Origin of the sequence: Flavobacterium procerum (genome assembly GCF_042431625.1) — a bacterium.
Taxonomy (GTDB): domain Bacteria; phylum Bacteroidota; class Bacteroidia; order Flavobacteriales; family Flavobacteriaceae; genus Flavobacterium; species Flavobacterium procerum.
This window is the reverse complement of sequence record NZ_JBHLYW010000005.1, coordinates 128,687-141,558: the sequence shown is the minus strand read 5'-3', so window position 1 is coordinate 141,558 and position 12,872 is coordinate 128,687. Positions and strand designations below refer to the sequence as shown.

The window sequence follows — 12,872 nt, the reverse complement described above, 5'->3', positions numbered from 1 at the left end:
TTTTAAAATTCGAATTTATTTACTATCCAAATGAGATAGACTAGAAAACAAGCTATTGTTTCAAAAAATACCGGCTATCATTTTTTACATACCAAAGAGGAGGCCTTTCAGAGTGAGGCCATCGTGTACCTGCAAATCCACATTCATATAATTCGTATTTTGTATTAAAGTACACCTTTAGTGTTTCGTTTGAACATTGCTCTGGTAAAACAAAGTCAAAACAGCAGTAAATACCATCACTATCTTCGTTGATAGAAACTCCTACAAATTCCAGCAAATCGATTATCATTTTTATAGTAATCTTGATTCCTTTGTCGAAAAATGCTGACAAATCTATCGCCTCAATATGATAGGCGCAAAAATCCACAATCCATTCATGACGTTCTTTGTTATCGTGAATAAACTTAATGGCTTCAGGATACATTTGTGGGATTCTGTCAATTAGATTACCCACTATATTAACGTCGCTATTATTCTTAAATTCGTCTATAATTTCAAATTGTATCTCCATTTCTTCATTGTCAATAACAATATTAAAATACTCATGATACCAATTACGTTCTATAATTTCAAGTTCACCAAGTAATGCGCTATTTATCTTGTAAACTTCTTTTGGTCTGAACCATGCTGTAACCTGTAAAATAGTATCCGGCTCTGAATCTTCATCCATATTTACATCTATTGTTTTGCCAGTAAGTTCTATTAGCAATTTATCTCCATCGACTTCTAAAACTTCTACAACATTCTCTAGTGTATCCTTGAGTCTGTCATAAGAAAAAGCTACTGGTTCATTTGCAATTTCTACTTTTAGTCCTTTTATTACATGTTCCTCTTTTAGAGGTGTTTCTAAGTGCCATGACGGCTTTTCATCTAGCATGGCGGTATCATCGCATAATACAGTTCCTTTTTCAAACTGTATATTTAAATATAATGGATATGTGTTATCAGCACTTTTCTCTGTGTTTATTTCCCACAATGCTTTTTCAACGGGGTAATATTCAACTCCACAACTTCTTGTTATTTTTAGTTGATTTAATACTTTAGTTTCCATTTTTTCTCTCTCACTTTGTTGATATACTTTATTAGGTATGGATTGCGAATCTGCAATATCGGGTTTACTTTTTATTCTATTTACGCCACACGAAAGGATTGGCTTCGCTGAATTTCATTTCGTGCGGTAACGGAGAATTTGATAAACGTATGAAATGCAAAATACAAAAAGAACCATTGAAGGTTCTATTTGTATTAGAATAGGTTTTTGATTTATCACCCATGATTAAACCAATAGTCCTAAAAACAGTTTGGTTTGTTGTGTAAACAGATGCATAAGATAGCAGGAAATGTAACTGCATATCACTAAAACGAATAACGTCATTGATTTCAATAACATGTATGAATTGGAATGACTTCCTGAATTTAAAAATGCTATTATTTTATTTTTTTGATAATGTATAAATTCTTGTTCTCGTCATCTATAAGCAGTGTAAACTTTAAATTAGGATTTGAATAAAAATTATATTCTTTATTCAACGAATTCTCCATTTCTTTCTTGCTATTTTCAGGACTATATATAGTTTGTTCTTCGGTGCTATAACCCTGAAGAGAAATATCTTCTCTTTTAAATTTTAGGGTATCATTTTCAAAAGGGATATTAATATAGGCAACGCCGTTCCAATAGTAGTAAGTGTAAACATCGCTTGATTGCGTTCTGCCCATCATGTTGGAGCGATATTCTACTTTTTGAAAGTATTTAACGGTGATTTTATCAATAGGAATATCTCTTAATACGTTTTCATTAGTAAGTTCTTTATGCTCATTCAGGCTTTTACGTTGAGCATCATCAGATATATCTGAATCAATACCATAAAGTATATACCATTGCTTATTTGCAAAATAAATCAGGGAACTTCTATTATTGGTAGGTATTGACTTGTCTCGCCAAGCATAAAAAGGCTCTAAATAAATACAGTTAGGAACTATAGTATCATAATAGTATTGTGATACTTTTTCGGCTGTCCATTTTAAGTTTTTATTTATTGCAATGAAATCTTTTTTGGCTTTATTTCCATCTGTCGGCCAGGTTTGATAATAGAGTAGTGCCTTGTTTACTATTTGTTTATTTAGCAAAACAGTTTCGCCAAATTCGGATTGATTTGAAGTAGAGGTTTTAAAATTCATTGTATCTAAAACCTTCCCAAAGGCATCAATTTTAAATAAGGTATTCCAATAGTTATAACCAGAATTTCCACCCACATGATTGTAGGATTCTGTTTTAGTAATTACTTTAACCATAATTTCTTCATCAGAAATTGGAACTATCTGGAAAGTATAACAATATTTTTCGCCTTTCTGTAATAGCTTGATATCATGATTGCCAAAGGTTCGCACTTCAGATAAATTTTTATAGTTCACAAATTCGGAGGGTAACTTTTTGTTGGGTAATAGATTAACCACAAAAGTATCCAGTCCTAAAGCAAAATAGACATTGATTCTGTAGATTACAAACAAAATGAATATTGTTATGGAAATGAATAGTATTGTTTTTGTTTTCATGTACTTATCTATTTATACGTTTCATTATTATATTGAATACTGTCTAAGTTTATTGTTTCTCCCTGTTAGTGCGAACGTCTGGCTCGTGTTCTAATTTGTTCTTTTTACTGTACAATGTCGCCGGTGCTTTTATTGAATGTAAAGGCTTTTTGGTTTCCTGGATACCGTAAGGTAAGTGTAATTGTACTGTTGGTTTCACTATTAAAAACAATACCAGTTGCAGTGTTTATTTTTACATTCATGTTGTCATTTAGCAGTTGCCTGCTGGTATTTTTAAACAATCGTCGTTCTACAATTCCGTATGTTTTTATTACTTCGAGACTAGGTGGTGCCATTGGGCTATATTCTACAATTTGTGCCCGGTATTTTGGACTTATCTCTCTGGTCGTCCTTAGTCCTAATGGTGTGGTGGCATTTAATAAGGCATAAAAAGGAATCATCATGGCTATAATACTCATTGCCAATGTAAGCAGGAGGCTCGCCAAAAGCAGTTTTGCCAGTATGTTTTTCCAATATACTATAATCACTATAAAACTTGTTGTCAGCCAAAACCAAAATAAAACAACATCGCTGTAATAACCTCGCAGACTTATGGATGCAAAATAATACAGCAGGCAATTTGTTGCGAACAACAGACTGATCAGTACATATATTTTTATAAATGTTGTTGGTTTTTTATTTGGGTTCATGTTTTCTAATAATTCATTCAAAATTTATTTCTTCATTGATGCTGTTTTTTGTAAAATCACTAATTATATATCCTTGTTCGGTAATTTTTCTTTCATGAAAGAATGCTTCTAATTCTTCAAAGAAATACTGCTTAAACGCATCTTCCATTTAGCCAAATATTCAAAATCATTTTTATAGCCGTTTTTAACCCTCAATTGTTGGTTCAGGATTTATTTTAAACTTGTTTGTTTTCGGATTATATTTTACAGTTATATAACCGCCTATTCGTCCAATATTATTAGAGATAATTAACATTTTTGTTTTTATGTCAGCGTTGATTACATTGTCATAAATAACGGTCATTAGATTTCCTGTTTCTGTCTCAATTTTTGAAAAATCTAAAATTTGAAAAATAGAATTGTCGCTTTTTCTTATAATTTTTAATTTATTCATAACTGCACTATCCGTTTCTGTTTTTTTTGAGTAAATACCAACAAAGTAATAATCGGTTAATGAATTAAATTGCAATATTTCAGTTGCTTCAAATGCAGTTTCTTTTGAAGTGTCAAATAGTTTTGAAACTAAATTTAGATGTAGTGGAAAAACCTTTTTATTAGTTAAGCTTGTCCAAGTTCCATTGCAATTGTTTTCAGAGAAATTAAATTCAAATACCGCAGTGTTTTTATTATTTTGAACTTCATATAAGAATGCTTTATTATTTTTAAAATCTATTTTTCCTTCAAGTTTTATTGGGTTGTTGTGTTTATCGTATTTGTATACGCCATTTACATTAAATTCTTTTTTTGTTTTTTCGCCAAAATAGCCTTCAGTAATTTGAATCGAAAATGAAATTGGATATTTGTCAATTGTTCCTTTATAATTGTAACATTTATACCAGCCAGCATAGGAACTTGCCACATTGAACATCAAGAGTATTATAATTTTTAGTATCGTATTTTTCATCTGTATTTTTAGTAAATGGTTGCTCTTATAACTTAAATTTGAAATGGGGTTTATAAATATAGCTGTTTGAGTATCTGTAAAAATATTGATACCAGCTTAATTTGCATCAAACCAATCAATGTCATCTATGTTTCTATATTCCTTTGGGAGTTTTGAAACGATTTTGCTTTTTACAATTGGCGGTCTGTTATAGTCACTTTTTTTTGTGATGTAATATTGGCTGTTATTAGCCGTGTCTTTAATGATAAATTCAAGCGTATCTACACTGTGTTTATTCCATTTATATTTGTAAAGGCTTGCCATATAGCCGTAGTTTACGCCTCTGATAATTTTTTCTTTAGGATAAAAAGTAGGATTGATAAATTCAAAATCTTTTGTAAAAGTTCCGTCTTCTTCCTTAAATAGATATACGTTGTAAACATTTCTTAAGCAACATCCTGCTAAAGGATACCAATGTACCAGAAAATCTTTTTTGTTATCTCCGTTTACATCTCTCAAAGTATCATTCATATATGCACTGCCATCATTTCGGTAGAATAGAAATTTAAAATCGTTATTTTTAAGTTTATATACATTAATAGATGTACCGTTTTCAGTCCCTAAATGTACAATCAGATGTTTGTATTTTTTAGAAAATAAACTGCCAAATTCCATATTAACGGTAACTTGATAGGTTCTTTTTTTCGATAGGGTATGATACTCTTTTTTAAAATAGTTTTTATGAATATTGGCTTTTGCTGTTTTTAAAGCTCCAATTAAAACTTCATTTAATTCTAAACTATCAGCATCAATAGTGTTAGTTACTTTAATATTTTTCTGCTCAATTGCTTTTGTACTTTTTGAATCGGTTTTTTTTACAGAAGATTTCCTCGTAGTGTCTTTACACGAAAAACAGAGTAACAGGATTAAAAATAATATTGTTTTTTTCATGATTCTAACGTTTTGAGACTTTGTGTTTGTGCAGGTAATTGAAAAACTGCTATTGAATTTTACCCTTTCGCCCTCCTGATGTAAAATTCTTCTTAGCGATACCCTTTTTTAATCTCATTTATACTTCTATTGAATTTGTCAAAAACAATTTGTTCAGCCTCATGATTACTTGGTTTCCGTTTTTCAATGGTTGTGGTTTTATTCTTGTTTTGGCAGGTTTCACTTGAAATTAAGATGCCTTTTATTGGGTCTTTAAAATTAATTTCTACTTTTGAATTTAGATATTTCTCTACAATTTTTGGTATTTCTAAAAAGTATTTTGTCTTATTGTCAATGTCAATTATTTTGCTTTGAGAGTCTTTTGGAAATAATTTATTTAGCCACCATTGTTTCTCGTATTTTGTATAAATAGGAATTGTATTCAGATACAGTTTGTAACCCTCATAATGTTCTGTAAAATCACTGCTGACAATATAATTGTAATAAATAATGGCCTCAATAGATTGCCAGCTTATCAAACAATCTTTGTCAAATAATGGCATTTCAATTGTAATTCCTTTATCATCAAAAAGTATTTTATTTTGTCTTTCTTCTAATCGTTTTTGTTGTTTTTCGGAAATTGAAAACCCGAATATAAAACCATAAATTAGATATAAAGGAAAAAAAGCAAATGCAGAAATTGTTATCCAGCCTAATAAATCAACATTCCATTTTAATGTAATGGCAAAAATTAGCACCAAAAATCCTATCAGTGAAAATATAGAAAGGGGTACAATAAAAAAAATTAAATGAGAATGTTTCGCTATCCATTTCCTTAGATTTATCGTTTTTTCATCATCATACCATTTTGAAATTCTTTCTTTAAAAATGCCTAATAATGCAATGATTACAAAAATCATTGGAAGTAAATATATACCGAATGATTTATAACCACTTTTGATATCAAAAAATAGTATTGATAAACCAAAGATTAGCATAAAAATACATACGGACTTCGTAATTGCTTTTTCGTTTAAATTCATGCTATTTTTTCATGATAAGTACTTTCTTTGAAACTTAATTTGTTGTTTTAATTTCGATTTCTACGTCGTGAAACGAGAACATAGTTTTACTAAAAAAGTTGCAATCTCGCCAAACCGCTGCTGGCAGCAATTTTTTTATATTTTTTTAATTCTGTTACTACTAATATCAATTACTGATGGGGTATAAATTTTAGGTATTTTTATAATGTCTTTTGTATGCCGATTGATTATTCTATAAAAATCTCTTTCTAAAATGAATTTCAATATTAAATTGTTGGGTAATTCTTTTAATGGATAATAGAAAATTGCTTCGCCTTCTTTTCCACGACTTTCATAATAAGTATTTTTTATTTTGACATTATTTTCCTTTTCAAAATAATCTATAAATTCTTCCCGAGTTGGTTTATTGTCCCATTGTAGGTCTTTTGGACAACAAGAAGAACCATAACTTTCAGTATAAAATATTTCAATTTCAGTATTACTCAGAGTGGTGCGTTTTGCCATTTTCATTTCTGGAAAACCTCCCATTATTACTAGACTATCCTTTTGTAATTTTCCGTTTTCGCTATTAAACTCATAAATAATTGAACTTGCCATTGGTTCGGCACAACCTCCTTTTGGTTGGTTCTGAGAAACTTCGTCGTAATAGGTCCAATTTGGTACAACAACTATTAATTTAGAGAATTCGGGATAAATTGTTGGTAAAAGTTTTAAAGGCACTCTTTCTGAAATAAATAAAATTGGGGTTTTAATATTTTTAGAAATAGAGACATTAAAAAGATAATCTATGCCATTACTTTCAATATTTCTTCCCGTAATTTCAATTACATTTTCAAAAATGGAATCCTTTATCTTTTCTGAATGATATAGTTTTTCTGATTTTAATTTATCTGTTTTTTGAGCACAACTTTGTAAACTTAAAAAAATCAATAAAATTGTTAATGCCTTTAGTCTAGAATTCATTTACAGTCTGTTTTTAAAATTGTACCTAAGGTTTTCGGGCTTTGCGTTCGGGCGGGTTTCGGAGTATAAAGCTTTCTGCTGCCACTGTATTTGATACGAAGCACAAAACTTCAAGTTTGAGCTTTTTCTATCTTTTGTGTTGGTTCTCATTTGGTATATGTCACAAAATTAATAGATAAATAGTCATTTACAGTTGGGTCAACAGCAAATGTTTGTCCTGTTTTTTTGTTTTCAATTGTTACAAAATCATGGTCTTTAAAAAACGGTGTATTGTAGTATTTGTGAATGTTTGTTCCGAGAAAATAGAGTTGTCCTATTTGCGGTTTTGCAGTCCAAGTGTCGGCAAGGTTATACTTTTTTAAAAGTTCGTTGCAAGTTGTCGCGAAGAATGAGGCGTAACCAACGCAATGAGCTGTCTTGGAAGTTATGAGTTTGTTTGGGTCTGTGTTGTTTTTGTCGACAGTAAAGTTTAATTGTTTTGAGGTTATTGACAGCCCAAGTTCAATAATTTGCTCAATGTCTAAATCGGTCTGCTTGCCAGCACTTGAGTTAATGAGGTCAACAAGTTTGTCATTTGTTGCCGAATAGTTAATTCGCAGTCCAACCGATTTATATGTTACTAAGTGCCTGTAAAACCACCCACGAAACACAAGTCCAACTGCTGTCAGAATTAAAATTGCGAGGGCTATTCGTTTAATAATTTTCATTGGTTGCACGGTCGTTGGTTAAAGTTAACGTTACATTACTACAGTGGGTTTGGAAGTAAATTAAGCCCATTCTTCAGATTTGCCACCCGAGCGATAGCGAATAGGCGGGGCAAATCATCTAAATACAAAACCATCTTTCTATTAAGCCTATTGCTCAAATCCGTTGTAGTAGCTGTTGTGCGTCGCTTTTTTACTTTCCACCAATCAGGACTTTCCCTTTTGGTACATAATAAAGATAATCTTCTCCATATTCATTTTCAGTCTTGACTTTGGTGTAATTTTTCTTTTGCAATTTTTTTAATAGTTTTTTGCAATAATTGTAATCTTCTACGATATGATAATAGCTTTCTGGGGTTAGTAATTCCTGTTCACTATATATATCATCGTCAGAATGGGTTTTCCATTTAAAATCAGCGCTTAATATTTTTTGAAAATTAGAGTCATTTTTATAATATGCAGGGCGAAAAAATTTTTCGTAATATTCAATTTTTTCTTTTCCAATAGCGCAGATTACTTGTGATTTTGAGATTCTTGGCTCAAATAGATAAATTTTTAAAAAATAGGGTTGATTAAATTTATCAAGTTCAATTCTCCAATTATTATATATTTCCTGCAAACCTAATATAATGTGCTTTCTGGTTTTTGCTGTTGGTTCTGCAATACTGTTATTATTTATTGAAATATTACAATAAGGGGCAAAAGAAACATGGGCATAGCAATATTTATTAGCTAAAAAGTCGCTAATATTTATAGTCCCATTTTGCTCAATCCAATTCTGAATTCTCTTTTGAATTTTTCTGTGACCTCTTATTTTCTTAATTCTATTCATGTGCTTTGTTCTGCTAAAATGCTGCCTAATGTCCCACTACTAAAGTGGGTTTTGGATTAAATTAAGCTTATTCTTCGGATTTGCCACCCTAGTGATAGCGAACAGGCGAAGTAAATCATCCATATACAAAACCAACTTTCTAGTAAGCCTAAAACGCCAATCTCGCCAAACGGTTGTTAGAAGTTGTTTCTTTATTTTAAGCATCAAATTTTCCAATTATTTTTTGGTCATAATCATAGTTAGTTTCATTCGGGAAATTTCCATTTAAGTCTGGAAAAATGAGTTGCAAATATTCATAATTACGTTTTTCATAAAATTTAATTGAAGATAAAGCATATTCGGTCAAGTCTTCATTGTTAACTTTTATTAAATAAACAGGAAACATTTCGCTTAAATCATTAAGTTTTTGATTTAAAGGAACTTTTCTGAATTTGAATTTTTCTGCATAGTTTTTAATTAGTTGTCCAGATAGATTTGGTCCAAGTCCTGAAATGAATAATTCAGGTATTTTAAAGTTTTCAAATATTCCCGTTGAGTACGCAAAAGGAGTGAAGTTTTCTTCTTCCATTATTGCAGTTGTATGATAACCAATATTTTTGATATTGTCATAAACTCGTTTAAAATATATTTCCTTTTTATCTTCGTTGTCCTCCATTGTCTTACTTCTCAAATATATGTTTTTTCTTATTGTATTTTTAACTTGATATAGAATAATTGTTTTTTAGAAGAAAACAAATCTAAAGAATACTTCGAAAAGCAGGATTGGCTCAAAAACTGAAAAATAATGGATTACTTTTTATTTCCCGATAGAGCACATTTGAAGTCTGTGCCCGTTTCAATTAGTAAATCTTATTTATTCTCACAGGTTTTTATTTTTTTTAATGCCTGTTACTTCCCATATTTAGAATAAAACAAAAATGAAATGAAAAGCATTGTAAGAATGTTTATTATGCTCAAAACGATTCTATATGTTTTTCGGTTGTAGTTTTCAAAAATGAAATTCATCCAAAAACCTTGTTTTAGTGTTGGCGACGGCACTGTCCAATTCCAGTCGCGTATTAATCCGTATTGGTAGAACAATAATACACTCATGGCGAGTATGTATAAGCGAAGCGGATGTCCGTCAAAAACTTCAGAAAAAAGGAGTTTTAATTTGTCTGTAAACTCTAAAAAGGTTTCTCTCATCGTGCTGTTTTTTCAAACGATACTATTGTTTCTTTGCCAAACCAAATAGGCTTCTCTTCTTACCCTGATAGCGGGAGCTCCGCTCATGAACTTAACGAATGATAAATGGATAGCAACAGTTTCATTATCAGGTAAAAATATCAAGACCAAAAAATGAAAACAGCTTCTAAAGGGCATTACTTTATCAAAATAAGTTTTAATAAGCAGGAAATTTTAGATAGAAAATTCCTCTCTTTGATGTCAAAGAAAATTACGTGATGAACATTTGTGATCAACAGCATAAAAAAAGGAATACTATCAGAACAATGAAAGTCCGATAGTATTCCTTTTTTACTATTCTCTCGAAAAGCAGAATTTGCTTTTCAAAAAACTTTAAACACCAATTTTGGCATTGATATTATGTTTTTCAACATAAGCTTTTGCGGCATTCATTAGTTTTGCAAACTTAGCATCAATATCGTTTTGAGTTGAAGCATCAAAATCTGCAATTGCTTTTTCTATTTGTTCTGCTGAAGCTTTTTCATCTTTCAGTTTCGCAATGGGTAAATAACCTTCTTTTTGTTTTGCTATAGCATATTTGAAAAGATTTTTTGATGCCTGAAGAAGTTCTTTGTTGTCATCATCTTCCGTTATTTCTTCGATACTTTTTAGTCGAATTTCTAAGTTAGAAATGTCATATTTAAAATAATCGTAATAGGAAGAAGGAATCATCTTTTTCTGGGTTTCATCATAAACTTGCGGTTCCGACTTCAGTTTCTCACTTATTTCTTTACTTCCAAAACGCGATAGTAAATTGGAGTTTAAGGCCGCTATTTCAAAAGTTTTTTCTGGCGAAAGGTTCGTACAAGAGGTAGAAACCAAACTTCCAATGGTTACTACTAAAAATAGGATTGTGGTATTTAAGATTTTTTTCATTTTATTATTTATCCTTTTAAGATTTTATTTTTTATTTTAAAATTTAGCCATTTTCTTCCATCTATTCAAAATAGGTCAAACTATCTTTTGCATTATCAATAATATTTTGCGGATATGCTGTATTTAAAGAAATACTCTTCATTACGGCCAGATATTTTTTATGTTCAGAATTGTTTTTGTCGTTTATCAGACGATGCAATAAGCCCAAAGTATATTCTGTTGGTTTACGTTCAATAGATTGTAAAAGCAATTCTTCGTATCCGTTTTTATAATATTTTTCCATAAAACTTGCTAATGGACCTGGCCCGCCATAATCTATATCTGGACTGCGTTCGATAAGTTCAAAAATGGGTTTTATTGCATCGAAATTATCTTCCATTGCTTCCAATTCGTCACAGATTTCATAAGCAGGATCTATAAATTCATATTTATCTCCCGTTTCATATGCTTTTTGAATGTATTGTTCCAGATTGGTAATGATTGTTTTAATTTGGGTTGTCATATTTTATTGTTTTTAACCCGTTGGGTGTAATTCATGTTTTTTTTATTCAACACATAGAAACATAGATTTTATTTTAAAAAAAGGGATTAAAAAGAAACCAGTTTCTAACACATAGCCAACTATGTTTGTTTTAATAAAGTGAAACGCCTTTGGCGGTATCCTAATTCTATGTTTCTATGTGTTTGAATTGATTGCACCAACGGGTTGTTTTTATTTTTATCCTTTTAAGATTTTACTTTTTTCTGCATCAAATTCTTCCGAAGTCAAAATTCCGGCATCTAAAAGTTCTTTCAAATCCAGTAAAGCTTTCTTTTTGGCTTCCATCGAATTTCCAGCGTCCGATTTTTCAGGTTCTTCCGTTTTGGTTTGAATTGGTGTTACAACCGTTCCAGAAGGCGCATATTTAAGAATGAGTTCTGTGATTTCGTTAAAGCCTTTTACATTCGAATAATCAATTGCTTTTTGCTCTTTAACGTTTACAATTGAAGCGTCGGCTTTGTTATCAAGAAGATATTTGACTACATCTTTCTTTCCGTTTGCAGCGCTGTAATGCAAAGGTGTATTTCCAGACTCGTCTTGAATATTGATATTCGCTCCAGCTTCAATTAATAGTTTTACCATGCTGAGGTTTCCCTTTTTGGTGGCAACATGAAGCAGACTTTCTCCACCATAATTGTAACTGCTGTTTAATGTGAAACTCGAATCGTTGGAAATGTTTGAAGCACTTACAACCCAATCCAGATAATCGTTCATAGACGAAGTATCGCCAGCGACTGGTTTGCTGTAATTGACATCAACACCATTTTCTAAAAACAAGGCCACGATTTCCTTTTGATTATTCGCACAAGCGTACCAAATTGGAGAATAACCATTGTTGTTTGAGGTAAATACATCGGCGCCTCTTTCTACTAATAATTTTGCCAGCATTCTGTTGGTTTCGTAGCAGGCAATCAAAAGTGCATTTTCGCCCGAATGATTGGCATGATTAACATCGGCACCATTGTCCAAAAGCAACGTTACCATTGGCAGTGATTTGGTATAACAAGCATAAAGCAATGGCGTGTTGCCTTGTTTGTCGGTCACATTGATGTCGGCACCTTTGTCTAAAAGCAATTGAATAATTTCTCTGTTTAATCTTGCCGAAGCCAATAGAAGCGGTGTTTCTCCATTGTTATTCAGTAAATTAACATCGACTCCTGCTTCAAGCAACTTTGTTGCAATTTCAATTTGAGCTGTCTGTACAGTTAAGTGTAACAGGCTGTTACCGTTTTTATCGTTGATTTCGATTTTGGCACCGTTTTCCAAAAGATATAAAGCGGTCTGTTTTTGCTTTTGAAGGCAGGCAAAGAATAAAGGCGTTTCACCAGCATGGTCTTCATAATTGATATCGGCACCATCTTCGGTTAGGATTTTTACGATATCGAGATAACCTCTGTGAGCGGCATAATGAAGAGCCGTTCTTCCTAGTTCGTCTGTATATTTTACATCTACTTCTTTGTTTTGAAGCAGTAATTCAGCTATTTTTCGGTTGCCGTTTTCGCAGGCAATTATAAATGACATTGACATAAGATCTTTGTTTTATATAAATTAAATCAGTTGGGTATAATGTTTAAACACATAGAAACATTAGTTCA

Annotated in this window: 15 protein-coding genes; all 15 read right to left on the bottom strand. The window is 31.3% G+C overall.

Annotated elements, in window-relative coordinates:
• Positions 1 to 52: 52 nt before the first annotated feature.
• Positions 53 to 1,051, bottom strand: a complete 999-nt coding sequence (locus tag ACFFLS_RS04795; RefSeq protein ID WP_379684065.1) for a hypothetical protein — start codon at positions 1,049 to 1,051, stop codon at positions 53 to 55.
• A 377-nt stretch (positions 1,052 to 1,428) separates the two neighbouring features.
• The gene (locus ACFFLS_RS04790) at positions 1,429 to 2,553 is read right to left on the bottom strand and encodes a hypothetical protein (RefSeq protein WP_379684064.1); all 1,125 of its coding nucleotides are present in this window, start codon (positions 2,551 to 2,553) and stop codon (positions 1,429 to 1,431) included.
• A 104-nt stretch (positions 2,554 to 2,657) separates the two neighbouring features.
• Positions 2,658 to 3,242 carry a hypothetical protein gene (locus ACFFLS_RS04785; RefSeq protein WP_379684063.1) on the bottom strand — a complete coding sequence of 195 codons (585 nt, stop codon included), beginning with the start codon at positions 3,240 to 3,242 and terminating at the stop codon, positions 2,658 to 2,660.
• Positions 3,243 to 3,255: 13 nt separating this feature from the next.
• Positions 3,256 to 3,390, bottom strand: coding sequence for a hypothetical protein (locus ACFFLS_RS04780; RefSeq protein WP_379684062.1), 135 nt, complete (start codon positions 3,388 to 3,390; stop codon positions 3,256 to 3,258).
• Positions 3,391 to 3,426: 36 nt separating this feature from the next.
• Positions 3,427 to 4,185: a hypothetical protein gene (locus ACFFLS_RS04775; protein WP_379684061.1), complete on the bottom strand. Its 759-nt coding sequence runs from the start codon at positions 4,183 to 4,185 to the stop codon at positions 3,427 to 3,429.
• A 96-nt stretch (positions 4,186 to 4,281) separates the two neighbouring features.
• Positions 4,282 to 5,115, bottom strand: coding sequence for a hypothetical protein (locus ACFFLS_RS04770; RefSeq protein ID WP_379684060.1), 834 nt, complete (start codon positions 5,113 to 5,115; stop codon positions 4,282 to 4,284).
• A gap of 92 nt (positions 5,116 to 5,207) precedes the next feature.
• On the bottom strand, positions 5,208 to 6,014 hold the full coding sequence (locus ACFFLS_RS04765) for a hypothetical protein (RefSeq protein ID WP_379684059.1): 807 nt from the start codon (positions 6,012 to 6,014) through the stop codon (positions 5,208 to 5,210).
• Between the two features lie 258 nt (positions 6,015 to 6,272).
• Complete coding sequence (locus tag ACFFLS_RS04760) at positions 6,273 to 7,100, bottom strand: hypothetical protein (protein ID WP_379689200.1); 828 nt, start codon at positions 7,098 to 7,100, stop codon at positions 6,273 to 6,275.
• Between the two features lie 146 nt (positions 7,101 to 7,246).
• On the bottom strand, positions 7,247 to 7,807 hold the full coding sequence (locus tag ACFFLS_RS04755) for a hypothetical protein (RefSeq protein ID WP_379684057.1): 561 nt from the start codon (positions 7,805 to 7,807) through the stop codon (positions 7,247 to 7,249).
• Between the two features lie 190 nt (positions 7,808 to 7,997).
• Positions 7,998 to 8,636, bottom strand: a complete 639-nt coding sequence (locus ACFFLS_RS04750; RefSeq protein ID WP_379684056.1) for a hypothetical protein — start codon at positions 8,634 to 8,636, stop codon at positions 7,998 to 8,000.
• A 196-nt stretch (positions 8,637 to 8,832) separates the two neighbouring features.
• On the bottom strand, positions 8,833 to 9,291 hold the full coding sequence (locus tag ACFFLS_RS04745) for a DUF4262 domain-containing protein (protein ID WP_379689198.1): 459 nt from the start codon (positions 9,289 to 9,291) through the stop codon (positions 8,833 to 8,835).
• A gap of 233 nt (positions 9,292 to 9,524) precedes the next feature.
• Positions 9,525 to 9,821 (bottom strand): immunity 17 family protein, encoded by a 297-nt coding sequence (locus ACFFLS_RS04740; protein ID WP_379684054.1) that lies wholly within the window; start codon positions 9,819 to 9,821, stop codon positions 9,525 to 9,527.
• 372 nt (positions 9,822 to 10,193) lie between these two features.
• Positions 10,194 to 10,736 (bottom strand): hypothetical protein, encoded by a 543-nt coding sequence (locus ACFFLS_RS04735; RefSeq protein ID WP_379684053.1) that lies wholly within the window; start codon positions 10,734 to 10,736, stop codon positions 10,194 to 10,196.
• 61 nt (positions 10,737 to 10,797) lie between these two features.
• The gene (locus ACFFLS_RS04730) at positions 10,798 to 11,238 is read right to left on the bottom strand and encodes a hypothetical protein (RefSeq protein ID WP_379684052.1); all 441 of its coding nucleotides are present in this window, start codon (positions 11,236 to 11,238) and stop codon (positions 10,798 to 10,800) included.
• A 216-nt stretch (positions 11,239 to 11,454) separates the two neighbouring features.
• Positions 11,455 to 12,798, bottom strand: a complete 1,344-nt coding sequence (locus ACFFLS_RS04725) for an ankyrin repeat domain-containing protein (RefSeq protein WP_379684051.1) — start codon at positions 12,796 to 12,798, stop codon at positions 11,455 to 11,457.
• Between the last annotated feature and the right edge of the window lie 74 nt (positions 12,799 to 12,872).

Bases quoted from the DNA above. Each gene is read 5' to 3' on its own strand.
- ACFFLS_RS04780 (WP_379684062.1), bottom strand. From the start codon at position 3,390: ATGGAAGATGCGTTTAAGCAGTATTTCTTTGAAGAATTAGAAGCATTC.
- ACFFLS_RS04755 (WP_379684057.1), bottom strand. From the start codon at position 7,807: ATGAAAATTATTAAACGAATAGCCCTCGCAATTTTAATTCTGACAGCA.
- ACFFLS_RS04765 (WP_379684059.1), bottom strand. From the start codon at position 6,014: ATGATTTTTGTAATCATTGCATTATTAGGCATTTTTAAAGAAAGAATT.
- ACFFLS_RS04785 (WP_379684063.1), bottom strand. From the start codon at position 3,242: ATGAACCCAAATAAAAAACCAACAACATTTATAAAAATATATGTACTG.
- ACFFLS_RS04795 (WP_379684065.1), bottom strand. From the start codon at position 1,051: ATGGAAACTAAAGTATTAAATCAACTAAAAATAACAAGAAGTTGTGGA.
- ACFFLS_RS04735 (WP_379684053.1), bottom strand. From the start codon at position 10,736: ATGAAAAAAATCTTAAATACCACAATCCTATTTTTAGTAGTAACCATT.
- ACFFLS_RS04745 (WP_379689198.1), bottom strand. From the start codon at position 9,291: ATGGAGGACAACGAAGATAAAAAGGAAATATATTTTAAACGAGTTTAT.
- ACFFLS_RS04730 (WP_379684052.1), bottom strand. From the start codon at position 11,238: ATGACAACCCAAATTAAAACAATCATTACCAATCTGGAACAATACATT.
- ACFFLS_RS04775 (WP_379684061.1), bottom strand. From the start codon at position 4,185: ATGAAAAATACGATACTAAAAATTATAATACTCTTGATGTTCAATGTG.
- ACFFLS_RS04760 (WP_379689200.1), bottom strand. From the start codon at position 7,100: ATGAATTCTAGACTAAAGGCATTAACAATTTTATTGATTTTTTTAAGT.
- ACFFLS_RS04790 (WP_379684064.1), bottom strand. From the start codon at position 2,553: ATGAAAACAAAAACAATACTATTCATTTCCATAACAATATTCATTTTG.
- ACFFLS_RS04770 (WP_379684060.1), bottom strand. From the start codon at position 5,115: ATGAAAAAAACAATATTATTTTTAATCCTGTTACTCTGTTTTTCGTGT.
- ACFFLS_RS04750 (WP_379684056.1), bottom strand. From the start codon at position 8,636: ATGAATAGAATTAAGAAAATAAGAGGTCACAGAAAAATTCAAAAGAGA.
- ACFFLS_RS04725 (WP_379684051.1), bottom strand. From the start codon at position 12,798: ATGTCATTTATAATTGCCTGCGAAAACGGCAACCGAAAAATAGCTGAA.
- ACFFLS_RS04740 (WP_379684054.1), bottom strand. From the start codon at position 9,821: ATGAGAGAAACCTTTTTAGAGTTTACAGACAAATTAAAACTCCTTTTT.